Below are 13,673 nucleotides of genomic sequence, written 5' to 3' on the forward strand. Positions count from 1 at the left end.
GCCGCGCCGGCCGGCTCGGCCCACAGGCCGCGCCCCGGCAACGCCAGGAGGGCGCCCAGCAGGCTGGCACGCTGCAGCAGTTGACGACGCGAGAACGGCTGGCCCATGTCAGCGCTCCTGCGCCGCGGAGGCGCCCGCCATGAAGGCGATCAGCGCGCGGAATTCCTGCTCCGAGCACTGCATGCACATGCCCATCGGCGGCATGCCCTGGAAGCCGTTGATGCTGTGCTCCAGCAGGGTGTCCATGCCCTTCTCCAGGCGCGGCGCCCAGGCCGCGACATCACCGCTGAGCGGTGCGCCGGCGGCCGGGTTGGCATGGCACTGCCGGCAACTGGCGCCATACAGCTGCGCCAGTGCCGCATCCGCCGGCATGGCCTGCACCGCTGCGACCGGCGACGGCGTGCCGGCCTCCTCGCCGCAGCCTGCCAGCCCCACACACAGCCCCAGCACCGCGGCCCGGCCGCGCCAGCCCTTGCCCCACACTGCCCGCATAGCCCTCTCCCACGCTCGCTGTCGTTTCGATGCCATCACACTAGAGCAGCACCCAGCGACAGATGAGGGCCCAAACGGCCAGCCAAGCGCCTGTTCGCGGCCAAGGCGCGGCGCCGTTCAGTCGAAGCTCAGCTCCACCTTGGTCCACAGGGTGCGTCCCGGCTCGTCGATGGCCACGGGGGCTGCCGGGTAGCCGAAACCGGCGTTGCCGGCCAGGTTGAGGTGTTCGGCGTAGTCCTTGTCGAACAGGTTGTCGACGCCGGCGCTGAGCTTGACCTGCTCGCTGACGCGGTAGGCGCCATTGAGCGAGAACACGCCGAAGCCGGCGCTCTTGCCGAGGTCGCGGCCGACCACGTTGCCCTTGCCCTCGTCCACGCGGTTCTGCTGGGCCACCACGCGCCACAGGGCGCCGGCACTCCAGGACTCGCGTTCGTAGGTCAGCCCCAGGCGCGCCTCCAGCGGCGGCATCTGCGGCAGCGCCTCGCCATCGGAACTGTTCTTGCCCCAGGCGTAGGCCAGGGTGGCATCGGTCTTCCAGGCGTCGGTGAGGTCATAGGCGACACCCAGCTCGCCGCCCAGGATGCGCGCATCGATGTTGTCGGCCTGGGAGACCAGGCTGCCCATCATGTTGCGGCTGTAGCTGAACAGGATGTAGTCGCGCACCTGGCCGACATAGCCGGATGCCCAGGCCTGCAGGTCCTCACCGGCGTACTGCACGCCGAAATCGAGCTGGGTGGTCTTCTCCGGCTCGATCCCGTCGAAGGCGTTGACCTCGCCCTCGGGAGCGCGCTTGGGCGAGAACAGCTCCCAGTAGTCGGGGAAGCGCTGCACATGACCGATACCGGCATAGAGGGTGGTCGGCGAGTCGGCCAGGTCATACTCGTAGCGGGCAAAGCCGCTGGGCAGGGTGTCGCTGCGCTGCTCTCCGGTGGTCGGGTTGGCCTGCACCAGGCTCATGTGGGTGACGGTTTGCCGGTAGTCCGTGGCGTCGGCACGGTCCAGGCGCGCGCCGCCAATCACCCGGCTGCGCTCGGCGGCCTGCCAGGTCAGCTCGGCGAAGGCGCCGTAGTTGTGCATCACCGAGTCCTTGGTCCAGGGGAACTGGTCGGCATCGGTGTACTGCGCCGGCTGGCCCATCATCGGCATACGGTAGCGCGAGGCGCGGGCGCGGTGTTCGCTGCGCAGCGCATCCAGCCCGGCGACCAGCTCGACCTCGCTCCAGGCGAAGGTGGCCGCCACGCGTGCGCCGGTGGTGCGGCGGTCGACCTGCGAGGCCATCGGCATGGGCATCATGCTGCTCGGGTCGGGATCGCGCAGGCTGAAGTTGTCCATGATGTGGTCGGCGTAGTTGTAGTAGACCTGCGCCTCGACCTTATCCAGCACGCCGCCCAGGTTGCCCTTCTCGAAACGCAAGCCGAGGCTCTCGCGGGCGAACTGCGCACCGTCCATGCCGCGCCCGGCGTAGCGCGCCTCGCCATCGCCCTTGCCGGCACTGAGCTCGAGCAGCGTGTCGGCGTCCGGTGTCCAGCCGATGGCCAGGTCGCCGTTCCACTTCTGCCAGCGCGACGGCACGCTGTCGCCGTCGCCATCTTCGTAATCATCGGACTGCGCCTGGTTGCCGGCGAAACGCAGGTAGCCCTGCTCGCCGCCCGCGGCAGCGTCCAGCACCTTGTCGAAGCGGCCGTTGGAGCCGGTGAGCAGGCTGGCATGCAGTCGCGTACCGAGTTCGCCGAAACGCTCCGGCTGGCGCTCGAACAGCACGGTACCGGCCGAGGCACCCGGCCCCCAGAGCACGGTCTGCGGCCCCTTGATCACGGTGAGCTGGTCGTAGGTCTCCGGGGCGATATAGGAACTCGGGGCGTCCATGCGTCCCGGGCAGGCGCCCAGCATCAGGCCGCCGTTGCTGCGCAGGTTGATGCGTGAACCGAACATGCCGCGCAGCACCGGGTCGCCATTGGTGCCGCCGCTGCGGATGGCGGAAAAGCCGGGGATGGTCTTCAGGTAGTCGGTGGCGTCGCTGGCCGGCACCGGCTGGCGGGCGTCCTTGGGGTCGGCGATCACGGTCAGCGGCGAGCTCTGCTGCACGGCAGTGACCACGCCAGGTGCCAACTCGACATCGGCAGACTCGGCGGCGAAGGCCGGCGCGGCGATGGCCAGACTCAGGGCAGAAAGGATGAAAGGCAGACGGCAGCCACGTGCCGGCACGAATACGGATGCGTTCATGGTATTTCCTGAAAAAAAGACAGCGCTAAGCCCTCGCACGGAGGGCGCTGAATGGCTGGATCAGGAAATGGCCGGCGGGGCCCTGCCGGGCGGCGCCACCAGGAACGGCGGGCTGAGGTTCAGCGCCTCGGCGAAACGCGGCCGCTCGGGGGCGGCGACCGGAGGCGGCGGTGGTGTGAAGGGAAACGACTGCAGGCTGGCCAGCTGTGCGCCGCACTGCACGCAGGGCAGCTGCTGGGCGGCCAGGCCGGCGTCTTCCTCGCCACCGATCTGCCACTGCAGACCATGCGAGGTGCACATCAGCATGAAGGCCGCATCGCTCATCTGCGGCAATGCCCACAGCGGCATGCTCACGCGCAGGAGCATGCCCACCAGGGCAAAGGCGTAGAGCCAATCGCGGAAACTGCGGCTGAGGGGGGTCATGGGCCGGGCATTCTAGCGACCAGGCCCGGGCGGCGCGCTGGACACGGCGTCGCACCCCGCAGACAACAAAAAGCCCGCACGGGGCGGGCTTCTCGTGGACCTTCGGCCGGGCTTAGAACGGAATATCGTCGTCGAAGCTGTCGAAGTCCTGGGCCGGCTGCTGGGCCGCCGCTTGCGGCGCCGGGCGCGGGGCGGCCTGCTGCGGGGCCGGGCGCGACTGCTGCTGGCGCGGGGCGTAGTCACCACCGCCTTCCTGGTTGCCACCGCGGCCGCCGAGCAGCTGCAGGGTGCCGTTCATGTCGACCACGATCTCGGTGGTGTAGCGCTTGACGCCGTCCTTCTCCCACTCGCGGGTCTGCAGGCGGCCTTCGACGTAGCACTGGCTGCCCTTGCGCAGGTATTCACCGGCGATCTCGGCGAGCTTGCCGAAGAACACCACGCGGTGCCATTCGGTGCGGTCCTGCTGCTGGCCGGTCTGCTTGTCCTTCCAGCTGTCGGTAGTGGCCAGGGTGATGTTGGTCACCGCATTGCCATTGGGCAGGTAACGGGTTTCCGGGTCGCCGCCGACGTTGCCGATCAGAATGACTTTGTTAACCCCACGGGCCATTTCGTTCTCCTAAGCTGAATGCGTCTCCGCGGCCTCTTCGAGCACCTGCTCGAGCAACGCGCGGTCCAATTGTTGGGTGTCCACTTTGATGTACAACGCGGCCTCCTCGGCCACCACGATGGCGTCGCTGACGCCGGGTATCGCGAGGAGTCGCCCCACCAGTCCGCTGTCGGCCAGCGCCGTCTCGGCAAGCGGGCGGCGCAGACTGGTCACATAAGGCGGCTCGCGCATAGTAGCAGCTGCCAGCAGCCAGAAAACCCCCAGCGCCGCACAGCCGACGAATACCAGGCCGAGGCCGCCATGCTGGTACAGCCAGCCGCCGAGGATGCCGCCCAGCGCGGCGCCGAGGAACTGGCTGGTGGAGTACACGCCCATGGCCGTGCCCTTGCCGCCGGCCGGCGCCACCTTGCTCACCAGCGAAGGCAACGAAGCCTCTAGCAGGTTGAAGGCGGTGAAGAACAGGATGAAGCCCAGCACCAGCGTCGAGAGGCTGTGGCCGAAGGCCCAGAAGTACAGCTCGCAGAGCACCAGCACCAGCACCGCACCGGAAAGCACGCGCTTCATCTGGCGCCTCTTCTCGGCGTAGATAATGAACGGCACCATGCCGAAGAAGCCGATCAGCAGGGCGCTGAGGTAGACCCACCAGTGCTCCTCCCTGGCCAGCCCGCCCTGCTCCACCAGCGCCAGCGGCAGCACCACGAAGCTGGCCATGAGAATCGCGTGCAGCACGCCGATGCCCAGGTTCAGGCGCAGCAGCTCGGGGTTGCGCAGGGTCGGCCGCAGCGCCTGACGGGCGACACCGGACTCGCGGTGCTGCAGCGTGCGGGAGGCGCGCGGGACGAAGGCGGCGATGATCAGCATGCCCAGCAGGGCCATGCCGGCGGTGGCCCAGAACAGCCCGGACAGGCCGAAGGCGCGGGTCAGCAGCGGGCCGACCACCATGGCCACGGCGAACGACAGGCCGATGCTCATGCCGATCATGGCCATGGCCTTGGTGCGGTGCTGCTCGCGGGTCAGGTCCGAGAGCAGCGCCATCACCGCCGCCGAGATGGCCCCGGCGCCCTGCAGCACGCGCCCGGCGATCACCCCCCAGATGGAGTCGGCAGTAGCGGCGAGGGCGGCGCCGGCGGCGAAGATCAGCAGGCCGACGTAGATCACCGGCAGGCGGCCGATGCGGTCGGAGAGCACACCGAAGGGAATCTGCAGCAGCGCCTGGGTCAGGCCGTAGGCGCCGATGGCCAGGCCGATCAGTGCCGGCGTGGCGCCGGCATAGTCCATGCCGTAGGTGGCCAGCACCGGCAGGACCATGAACATGCCCAGCATGCGGAAGGCGAACACCAGGGCCAGGCCGCTCGCGGCGCGCGTCTCGCTGGCGCTCATGCGTTCGCTGTGCGGATCGTGCATGGAAAAACCCTGAACAAATTGGCCGGCGATTCTAGCAGCCATCCCCGCGCCGATACAGGCGCGGCGCTTTGCCGCGTGCCAGCCCGCGGCCGTATACTGCGTGGTTTCCGCCCGCCCACCTGCGAGGCCGTTCGTGGACAAGATTCTGATCCGGGGTGCGCGCACCCATAACCTGAAAAACGTCGACCTGACCCTGCCGCGCGACAAGCTGATCGTGATCACCGGCCTGTCCGGTTCCGGCAAGTCGTCGCTGGCCTTCGACACCCTTTACGCCGAAGGCCAGCGCCGCTACGTGGAGTCCCTGTCGGCCTACGCCCGGCAGTTCCTGTCGATGATGGAGAAGCCCGACGTCGACACCATCGAGGGCCTCTCCCCGGCCATCTCCATCGAGCAGAAGTCCACTTCGCACAACCCGCGCTCGACGGTCGGCACCATCACCGAGATCTACGACTACCTGCGCCTGCTCTACGCCCGCGTCGGCATCCCGCGCTGCCCGGACCACGACGTGCCGCTGGAGGCGCAGACCGTCAGCCAGATGGTCGACCAGGTGCTGGCCCTGCCCGAGGGCCGCAAGCTGATGCTGCTGGCCCCGGTGATCCGCGAGCGCAAGGGCGAGCACCTGGCGGTGTTCGACGAGCTGCGTGCCCAGGGCTTCGTCCGCGCCCGGGTCAACGGCAAGCTCTATGAACTGGACGAGCTGCCCAAGCTGGACAAGCAGAAGAAGCACAGCATCGACGTGGTGGTGGACCGCTTCAAGGTGCGCGAGGACCTGCAGCAGCGCCTGGCCGAATCCTTCGAGACCGCCATCAACCTGGCCGACGGCATTGCCCTGGTCGCGCCCATGGACGATGAAGAAGGCGACGAGATCATCTTCTCCGCGCGCTTCGCCTGCCCGCACTGCGGCCACTCGATCAGCGAGCTGGAACCCAAGCTGTTCTCCTTCAACAACCCGGCCGGCGCCTGCCCGACCTGCGACGGCCTGGGCGTGAAGCAGTTCTTCGACGCCAAGCGCCTGGTCAACGGCGAGCTGACCCTGGCCGAGGGCGCCATCCGCGGCTGGGACCGGCGCAACGTCTACTACTTCCAGATGCTCGGCTCGCTGGCCGCGCACTATGGCTTCAGCCTGGAGGAGCCGTTCGACGACCTGGCCGCCGAGCACCAGAAGGTCATCCTGTTCGGCAGCGGCACGCAGAACGTCGACTTCAAGTACCTCAACGACCGTGGCGACATCGTCAAACGCTCGCACCCGTTCGAGGGCATCATCCCCAACCTGGAGCGGCGCTACCGCGAGACCGAGTCGGCCACCGTGCGCGAGGAACTGGCCAAGTTCCTCAGCACACAGCCCTGCCCGGACTGCCGCGGCACCCGCCTGCGCCGCGAGGCGCGCCACGTGTGGGTCGGCGAGCGCACCCTGCCCGCGGTCACCGGACTGCCGGTGGGCGAGGCCTGCGACTACTTCGGCGGCATGAGCCTGACCGGGCGCCGCGGCGAGATCGCCGAGAAGATCCTCAAGGAAATCCGCGAACGCCTGCAGTTCCTGGTCAACGTCGGCCTTGATTACCTGACCCTGGACCGCAGCGCCGACACCCTGTCCGGCGGCGAGGCCCAGCGCATCCGCCTGGCCAGCCAGATCGGCGCGGGACTCGTCGGAGTCATGTATATCCTCGACGAGCCCAGCATCGGCCTGCACCAGCGCGACAACGAGCGCCTGCTGGGCACCCTCACCCACCTGCGCAACCTGGGCAACACGGTGATAGTCGTCGAGCACGACGAGGACGCCATCCGCCTGGCCGACTACGTGGTCGACATCGGCCCCGGCGCCGGCGTGCACGGCGGCCGCGTGGTCGCCGAGGGCACCCCAGACGAGGTGATGAACCACCCCGACTCGCTGACCGGCAAGTACCTCTCCGGCCGCGAAAAGATCCGCTACCCGGCCAGCCGCACCCCGCGCGACAAGAAGAAGCTGCTCAAGCTCAAGGGCGCCCGCGGCAACAACCTGCGCAACGTCGACCTGGAGATCCCGGTCGGCCTGCTCACCTGCGTCACCGGCGTGTCCGGCTCGGGCAAGTCGACGCTGATCAACAACACCCTGTTCCCCATCACCGCCACCGCGCTGAACGGCGCCACCACCCTGGAGACGGCGCCGCACGACTCGTTCGACGGCCTGCAGCACCTGGACAAGGTGGTCGACATCGACCAGAGCCCGATCGGCCGAACGCCGCGCTCCAACCCGGCAACCTACACCGGCCTGTTCACCCCGATCCGCGAGCTGTTCGCCGGCGTGCCGGAGGCCCGCTCGCGCGGCTACGGCCCGGGCCGCTTCAGCTTCAACGTCAAGGGCGGGCGCTGCGAGGCCTGCCAGGGCGACGGCGTGATCAAGGTGGAGATGCACTTCCTGCCGGACATCTACGTGCCGTGCGACGTGTGCAAGGGCAAGCGCTACAACCGCGAGACACTGGAGGTGAAGTACAAGGGCAAGAGCATCACCGAGGTGCTCGACATGACCATCGAGGAGGCCCGCGACTTCTTCGACGCCGTGCCGGCCCTGGCGCGCAAGCTGCAGACCCTGGTCGACGTCGGCCTGTCCTATATCAAGCTGGGGCAGAGCGCGACCACCCTGTCCGGCGGAGAGGCGCAGCGGGTCAAGCTGAGTCGCGAGCTGTCCAAGCGCGACACCGGCAAGACCCTGTATATCCTCGACGAGCCGACCACCGGCCTGCACTTCGCCGATATCCAGCAGCTGCTCGACGTGCTGCACCGCCTGCGCGACCACGGCAACACCGTGGTGGTGATCGAGCACAACCTGGACGTGATCAAGACCGCCGACTGGATCGTCGACCTCGGCCCCGAGGGCGGCTCCAAGGGCGGCATGATCATCGCCACCGGCACCCCGGAGGAGGTCGCCGCCAACCCGGCGTCGCATACCGGGCACTTCCTCAAGCCCCTGCTGGAACGCGATCGCGCCTGACCGTCGCCAGCATGAAAAAGCCCCGCAGATGCGGGGCTTTTTTCTGGGCGCAGGTGAATCAGGCCAGATCGAAGCGATCCAGGTTCATCACCTTGGTCCAGGCGGCGACGAAGTCCTTGACCAGCTTCTGCTTGCCGTCGGCGCTGGCGTAAACCTCGGCGTAGGCGCGCAGCACCGAGTTGGAGCCGAAGATCAGGTCGTTGCGTGTGCCGGTGTACTGCACCTTGCCGGTCTTGCGGCACTTGCCCTCGAACAGCTCGGCATCGGCGCCGGTCGCCTTCCACTCCAGCCCCATGTCCAGCAGGTTGACGAAGAAGTCGTTGGACAGCACACCGACCTTGTCGGTGAACACGCCATGGGCACTACCATCGTAGTTGGCACCGAGCACCCGCAGGCCGCCGACCAGCGCGGTCAGTTCGGGCGCGGTCAGGGTCAGCAGCTGCGCCTTGTCGATCAGCATGGCCTCGGTCGGCACGCCCAGATTGCCCTTGTTGTAGTTGCGGAAGCCATCGGCGACCGGCTCCAGCACGGCGAAGGACTCGACGTCGGTCTGGTCCTGACGGGCATCGACCCGCCCTGGCGCGAACGGCACATCCACGCTGACACCGGCAGCCTTGGCGGCCTGCTCCACGCCCACGTTACCGGCCAGAACCAGCACGTCGGCCAACGAAGCCTTGCCCGAGGCCTTCTGGATCTCCACCAGCTTGGGCAGGGCCTTGATCGCCCGCTGGTTGACGGCCCAGTCCTTCTGCGGCGACAGCGCCAGGCGCGCACCATTGGCGCCACCGCGCTTGTCGCTGCCACGGAAGCTCGAGGCCGAGGCCCAGGCCACCGACACCAGGTCGCCCACCGACAAGCCGGAGGCGGCGATCCTGTCCTTGAGGTCGGCGATATCGGCCGCGCTCGGGTTGTGCGTGGCAGCCGGCAGCGGGTCCTGCCAGATCAGGTCCTCCTTCGGCACTTCCGGGCCCAGGTAGCGGGCCTTCGGCCCCATGTCACGATGGGTCAGCTTGAACCAGGCGCGGGCGAAGGCTTCGGCGAAGGCCTGCGGATCATCGAGGAAGCGCTTGGAAATCTTGCCGAACTCCGGATCGAAGCGCAGGGTCAGGTCGGTGGTGAGCATGGTCGGCTTGTGGAATTTGCCCGGGATGTGCGCATCCGGAATGATCTCCGGGGCATCCTTGGCCACCCACTGCTTGGCGCCGGCCGGCGACTTGGTCAGCTCCCACTCGTACTTGAACAGGTTCTCGAAGAAGTTGTTGCTCCACAGCGCCGGGGTCTTGGTCCAGGTGACCTCGATGCCGCTGGAGATGGTGTCCTTGCCATGGCCACTGCCGAAGTTGCTCATCCAGCCCAGGCCCTGGGCCTCGATCGGCGCGGCTTCCGGCTCCGGCCCCTTGTGCGACTCCGGCGCAGCGCCATGGGCCTTGCCGAAGGTGTGGCCACCGGCGATCAGCGCGACGATTTCCTCGTCGTTCATGGCCATGCGGTAGAAGGTGGCGCGGATATCCTTGGCCGCCTCCAGGTAGTCGCCACTGGCGTTGGGCCCTTCCGGGTTCACGTAGATCAGGCCCATGTGGGTGGCGCCGAACGGGCCGTTCAGCTCGCGATTATCCTTGACCCGCTCCGGGTCGACGCCCAGCCACTGCATCTCGGCGCCCCAGTTGACGTCCTGGTCCGGTTCCCAGACATCCTCGCGACCGCCGGCGAAGCCGAAGGTACGGAAGCCCATGGACTCCAGTGCAACGTTGCCGGCGAGAATGAGCAGGTCGGCCCAGGAAATCTGCTGGCCGTATTTCTGCTTGATCGGCCACAGTAGACGCCGCGACTTGTCGATGTTGACGTTGTCCGGCCAGGAGTTCAGCGGAGCGAAGCGCTGCTGGCCGCGACCGCCGCCACCGCGGCCGTCGGTGGTGCGATAGGTGCCGGCAGCGTGCCAGGCCATGCGGATGAACTGCGGGCCGTAGTGGCCGAAGTCGGCGGGCCACCAGTCCTGCGAGTCGGTCATCAGTCTGACCAGATCCGCCTTGAGCGCCTTGTAATCGAGCTTCTTGAACTCTTCGGCGTAGTTGAACTTCTCGCCGAGTGGGTTGGACTTTTCCGAGTGCTGGTTGAGCAGATCCACGCGCAGCTGGTTCGGCCACCAGTCCCTGTTGGTCGTGCCGCCACCGGCGACATGGTGGAACGGACATTTACCTTGGTTCGACATCGCTCTCTCCTTTCTTCTCACCGGGTCGGTCCCATCGACTGCGGCCGACGATGGATCAAGAGTAGACCCGCCTTATCCGAAGAACCAATTTATGGAGAGTAACGACCTGATAGCTTTTGTCTCTTGATAGAGCGCCAGCGCGGGCAAACCCGAAGCCCTGAAAACAAAAAACCGGGCCTAGGCCCGGTTCTTCGTGAAGCAGAAGTCGCTTACTCGGCGGCTTCTACGGCCTCGCCAGCAACCTTGCGGTCAACCAGCTCGACGTACGCCATGGGGGCGTTGTCGCCAGCGCGGAAACCGCACTTGAGGATGCGCAGGTAGCCGCCCTGACGGGTGGCGTAACGCTTGCCCAGGTCGTTGAACAGCTTGCCGACGATGGCTTTCGAACGGGTACGGTCGAAGGCCAGGCGACGGTTGGCGACGCTGTCTACCTTGGCCAGGGTGATCAGCGGCTCGGCAACGCGACGCAGTTCCTTGGCTTTCGGCAGGGTGGTTTTGATCAGTTCGTGTTCGAACAGCGACACCGCCATGTTCTGGAACATGGCCTTGCGGTGAGCGCTGGTGCGGCTGAGGTGACGGCCACTTTTACGATGACGCATGATTAATTCCTTACCAAACTTTCGGTTCGGTGATTACGGACGATCAGGCAGTCGCCTTATCGTCCTTCTTCAGACTTGCCGGCGGCCAGTTGTCGAGGCGCATGCCGAGGGACAGACCACGGGAGGCCAGGACGTCCTTGATCTCGGTCAGGGACTTCTTGCCCAGGTTCGGAGTCTTGAGCAGCTCTACTTCGGTACGCTGGATCAGGTCGCCGATGTAGTAGATGTTCTCCGCCTTCAGGCAGTTGGCCGAACGCACGGTCAGTTCGAGGTCGTCTACCGGACGCAGCAGGATCGGGTCGATCTCGTCTTCCTGCTCGACCACCACCGGCTCGCTGTCGCCCTTCAGGTCGACGAAAGCCGCCAGCTGGTGCTGGAGGATGGTCGCGGCACGACGGATGGCCTCTTCAGGATCCAGGGTGCCGTTGGTTTCCAGGTCGATGACCAGCTTGTCCAGGTTGGTACGCTGCTCGACGCGGGCGTTCTCAACCACGTAGGCCACACGGCGAACCGGGCTGAACGAAGCGTCCAGCTGCAGACGACCGATGCTGCGGCTCTCGTCCTCGTCGCTCTGACGGGCATCGGCCGGCTCGTAGCCACGGCCACGACGCACGGTGAGCTTCATGTTCAGAGCGCCGTTGTCCGCCAGATTGGCGATCACGTGATCGCCATTGACGATCTCGACATCGTGATCCAGCTGAATATCGGCAGCGGTGACCACACCCGAGCCCTTCTTGGCCAGAGTCAGGGTGACTTCGTCACGACCGTGCAGCTTGATGGCCAGACCTTTCAGGTTGAGCAGGATCTCGATGACATCTTCCTGCACACCTTCGATGGCGGAGTACTCGTGGAGTACGCCGTCGATCTCGGCCTCGACTACTGCACAGCCAGGCATGGAGGACAACAGGATGCGACGCAGCGCGTTGCCCAGGGTATGGCCAAAACCACGCTCGAGGGGCTCGAGGGTGATCTTGGCGCGGGTCGGACTGACCGCCTGAACGTCGATATGACGGGGGGTCAGGAACTCATTTACCGAAATCTGCATGGATGCACCTATTTTCTAGCCCTTACTTGGAGTAGAGCTCGACAATCAGGCTTTCGTTGATGTCGGAGGACAGATCGCTGCGAGCCGGGACGCTTTTGAACACGCCGGACTTCTTCTCAGCATCCACTTCGACCCACTCAACACGACCACGCTGGGCGCACAGCTCGAGAGCCTGGGCAACGCGCAGCTGGTTCTTGGCCTTTTCGCGAACCGCAACCACGTCACCAGCCTTGACCTGGTAGGACGGGACGTTCACGGTCGAACCGTTCACGGTGATGGCTTTGTGCGATACCAGCTGGCGGGATTCGGCGCGGGTGGCACCAAAGCCCATGCGGTAAACCACGTTGTCCAGACGGCATTCCAGCAGCTGCAGCAGGTTCTCGCCGGTAGCACCCTTGCGACGGGCAGCTTCCTTGTAGTAACCGCTGAACTGACGCTCCAGCACGCCGTAGATACGACGGACTTTCTGCTTCTCACGCAGCTGGGTACCGTAGTCGGACTGACGGCCGCGGCGAGCGCCGTGCTGGCCAGGAGCCGATTCGATGTTGCACTTGGATTCGAGCGCGCGCGCACCACTCTTCAGGAAGAGATCGGTGCCTTCACGACGAGACAGTTTGCACTTGGGACCAATGTAACGAGCCATTCTTCACTGTCTCCTATTACACGCGACGCTTCTTCGGCGGACGGCACCCGTTGTGCGGGATCGGCGTCACGTCGGTGATGCTGGCGATTTTGTAGCCGCAGGCGTTCAGAGCACGCACAGCGGATTCGCGACCCGGGCCCGGGCCCTTGACGTTCACGTCGAGGTTCTTCAGGCCGTATTCCAGAGCAGCCTGACCGGCACGCTCGGCAGCCACCTGGGCAGCGAACGGGGTGCTCTTACGGGAGCCGCGGAAACCGGAACCACCGGAGGTCGCCCAAGACAGAGCATTGCCCTGACGGTCGGTGATGGTCACGATGGTGTTATTGAAAGAAGCGTGGATATGGGCGATGCCATCCACCACTGTCTTTTTGACTTTCTTACGAGTACGAGCAGCAGGCTTAGCCATGACTTATTTCCTGTCGATTCGCGGGCGCAATTACTTGCGGATCGGCTTACGCGGGCCCTTGCGGGTGCGCGCGTTGGTCTTGGTGCGCTGACCGCGGACCGGCAGGCCACGGCGGTGACGCAGACCGCGGTAGCAGCCCAGGTCCATCAGACGCTTGATCTTCATGTTGATTTCGCGGCGCAGGTCACCTTCGGTGGTGAGCTTGGCGACTTCGCCACGCAGCTGCTCGATCTGCTCGTCAGAGAGATCCTTGATCTTTGCCGCCGGATTGACACCGGTGGTTGCGCAGATCTTCTGCGCAGTGGTGCGACCAACACCGTAGATGTAGGTCAGCGAGATAACAGTGTGCTTGTTATCCGGAATGTTGACGCCTGCAATACGGGCCATTCAGTGGAACTCCAATTGACAGCTACCCACGCCCTGGAAGCCAAGAAATAGGGCGCGCGATATTAGCGCTGTAATAACAAAGAATCAACCCGGCAGCGCACTAGCTGCCGGGCTCATTACGCGTGGATCACACTCAGCCTTGGCGCTGTTTGTGACGCGGCTCCGCGCTGCAGATCACGCGCACGACGCCGTCGCGACGGATGACCTTGCAGTTACGGCACAGCTTCTTGACCGATGCACGAACTTTCATCAGTAACTCCTAGAACC

13 protein-coding genes are annotated in these 13,673 nt (G+C 65.9%); 1 reads left to right on the plus strand and 12 read right to left on the minus strand.

Going from position 1 to position 13,673, the window contains the following annotated elements:
- Positions 1 to 108: 108 nt before the first annotated feature.
- From AAG092_RS08900 to AAG092_RS08920, 5 genes are all read right to left on the minus strand, one after another.
- Positions 109 to 492, minus strand: coding sequence for a cytochrome c5 family protein (locus AAG092_RS08900; RefSeq protein WP_373389410.1), 384 nt, complete (start codon positions 490 to 492; stop codon positions 109 to 111).
- A gap of 117 nt (positions 493 to 609) precedes the next feature.
- On the minus strand, positions 610 to 2,715 hold the full coding sequence (locus AAG092_RS08905; RefSeq protein ID WP_373389411.1) for a TonB-dependent copper receptor: 2,106 nt from the start codon (positions 2,713 to 2,715) through the stop codon (positions 610 to 612).
- A 60-nt stretch (positions 2,716 to 2,775) separates the two neighbouring features.
- Positions 2,776 to 3,138, minus strand: a complete 363-nt coding sequence (locus tag AAG092_RS08910) for a hypothetical protein (protein ID WP_373389412.1) — start codon at positions 3,136 to 3,138, stop codon at positions 2,776 to 2,778.
- A gap of 112 nt (positions 3,139 to 3,250) precedes the next feature.
- On the minus strand, positions 3,251 to 3,745 hold the full coding sequence (locus AAG092_RS08915) for a single-stranded DNA-binding protein (RefSeq protein ID WP_373389413.1): 495 nt from the start codon (positions 3,743 to 3,745) through the stop codon (positions 3,251 to 3,253).
- A gap of 9 nt (positions 3,746 to 3,754) precedes the next feature.
- Complete coding sequence (locus tag AAG092_RS08920) at positions 3,755 to 5,149, minus strand: MFS transporter (protein ID WP_373389414.1); 1,395 nt, start codon at positions 5,147 to 5,149, stop codon at positions 3,755 to 3,757.
- Positions 5,150 to 5,282: 133 nt separating this feature from the next.
- Between AAG092_RS08920 and uvrA the strand changes: the two genes are divergently transcribed.
- Positions 5,283 to 8,117: an excinuclease ABC subunit UvrA gene (uvrA, locus tag AAG092_RS08925; RefSeq protein ID WP_373389415.1), complete on the plus strand. Its 2,835-nt coding sequence runs from the start codon at positions 5,283 to 5,285 to the stop codon at positions 8,115 to 8,117.
- Positions 8,118 to 8,175: 58 nt separating this feature from the next.
- Here the strand turns inward: uvrA and katG are convergent, their stop codons facing one another.
- The 7 genes from katG to rpmJ all read right to left on the minus strand — a co-directional run bounded on the left by katG (position 8,176) and on the right by rpmJ (position 13,656).
- Positions 8,176 to 10,326: a catalase/peroxidase HPI gene (gene katG, locus AAG092_RS08930; protein ID WP_373389416.1), complete on the minus strand. Its 2,151-nt coding sequence runs from the start codon at positions 10,324 to 10,326 to the stop codon at positions 8,176 to 8,178.
- A gap of 209 nt (positions 10,327 to 10,535) precedes the next feature.
- Positions 10,536 to 10,925, minus strand: coding sequence for a 50S ribosomal protein L17 (rplQ, locus tag AAG092_RS08935; RefSeq protein WP_110683351.1), 390 nt, complete (start codon positions 10,923 to 10,925; stop codon positions 10,536 to 10,538).
- 43 nt (positions 10,926 to 10,968) lie between these two features.
- Positions 10,969 to 11,970, minus strand: coding sequence for a DNA-directed RNA polymerase subunit alpha (locus AAG092_RS08940; RefSeq protein ID WP_110683350.1), 1,002 nt, complete (start codon positions 11,968 to 11,970; stop codon positions 10,969 to 10,971).
- 22 nt (positions 11,971 to 11,992) lie between these two features.
- Entirely contained in the window at positions 11,993 to 12,613 is a 621-nt protein-coding gene (gene rpsD / locus AAG092_RS08945) for a 30S ribosomal protein S4 (protein WP_110683349.1), read from the minus strand.
- Positions 12,614 to 12,629: 16 nt separating this feature from the next.
- Positions 12,630 to 13,019: a 30S ribosomal protein S11 gene (gene rpsK / locus AAG092_RS08950; RefSeq protein WP_021702690.1), complete on the minus strand. Its 390-nt coding sequence runs from the start codon at positions 13,017 to 13,019 to the stop codon at positions 12,630 to 12,632.
- A gap of 30 nt (positions 13,020 to 13,049) precedes the next feature.
- Positions 13,050 to 13,406 carry a 30S ribosomal protein S13 gene (gene rpsM, locus AAG092_RS08955; protein ID WP_021702691.1) on the minus strand — a complete coding sequence of 119 codons (357 nt, stop codon included), beginning with the start codon at positions 13,404 to 13,406 and terminating at the stop codon, positions 13,050 to 13,052.
- A gap of 133 nt (positions 13,407 to 13,539) precedes the next feature.
- The gene (gene rpmJ, locus AAG092_RS08960; RefSeq protein WP_043217073.1) at positions 13,540 to 13,656 is read right to left on the minus strand and encodes a 50S ribosomal protein L36; all 117 of its coding nucleotides are present in this window, start codon (positions 13,654 to 13,656) and stop codon (positions 13,540 to 13,542) included.
- Positions 13,657 to 13,673: the final 17 nt, after the last annotated feature.

The sequence above is a fragment of the Pseudomonas alcaligenes genome, assembly GCF_041729615.1.
Taxonomy (GTDB): domain Bacteria; phylum Pseudomonadota; class Gammaproteobacteria; order Pseudomonadales; family Pseudomonadaceae; genus Aquipseudomonas; species Aquipseudomonas alcaligenes_B.

Coding starts and splice junctions, on each gene's coding strand:
- AAG092_RS08900 (WP_373389410.1), bottom strand. CDS start 492: ATGCGGGCAGTGTGGGGCAAGGGCTGGCGCGGCCGGGCCGCGGTGCTG.
- AAG092_RS08905 (WP_373389411.1), bottom strand. CDS start 2,715: ATGAACGCATCCGTATTCGTGCCGGCACGTGGCTGCCGTCTGCCTTTC.
- AAG092_RS08910 (WP_373389412.1), bottom strand. CDS start 3,138: ATGACCCCCCTCAGCCGCAGTTTCCGCGATTGGCTCTACGCCTTTGCC.
- AAG092_RS08915 (WP_373389413.1), bottom strand. CDS start 3,745: ATGGCCCGTGGGGTTAACAAAGTCATTCTGATCGGCAACGTCGGCGGC.
- AAG092_RS08920 (WP_373389414.1), bottom strand. CDS start 5,149: ATGCACGATCCGCACAGCGAACGCATGAGCGCCAGCGAGACGCGCGCC.
- katG (WP_373389416.1), bottom strand. CDS start 10,326: ATGTCGAACCAAGGTAAATGTCCGTTCCACCATGTCGCCGGTGGCGGC.
- rplQ (WP_110683351.1), bottom strand. CDS start 10,925: ATGCGTCATCGTAAAAGTGGCCGTCACCTCAGCCGCACCAGCGCTCAC.
- AAG092_RS08940 (WP_110683350.1), bottom strand. CDS start 11,970: ATGCAGATTTCGGTAAATGAGTTCCTGACCCCCCGTCATATCGACGTT.
- rpsD (WP_110683349.1), bottom strand. CDS start 12,613: ATGGCTCGTTACATTGGTCCCAAGTGCAAACTGTCTCGTCGTGAAGGC.
- rpsK (WP_021702690.1), bottom strand. CDS start 13,019: ATGGCTAAGCCTGCTGCTCGTACTCGTAAGAAAGTCAAAAAGACAGTG.
- rpsM (WP_021702691.1), bottom strand. CDS start 13,406: ATGGCCCGTATTGCAGGCGTCAACATTCCGGATAACAAGCACACTGTT.
- rpmJ (WP_043217073.1), bottom strand. CDS start 13,656: ATGAAAGTTCGTGCATCGGTCAAGAAGCTGTGCCGTAACTGCAAGGTC.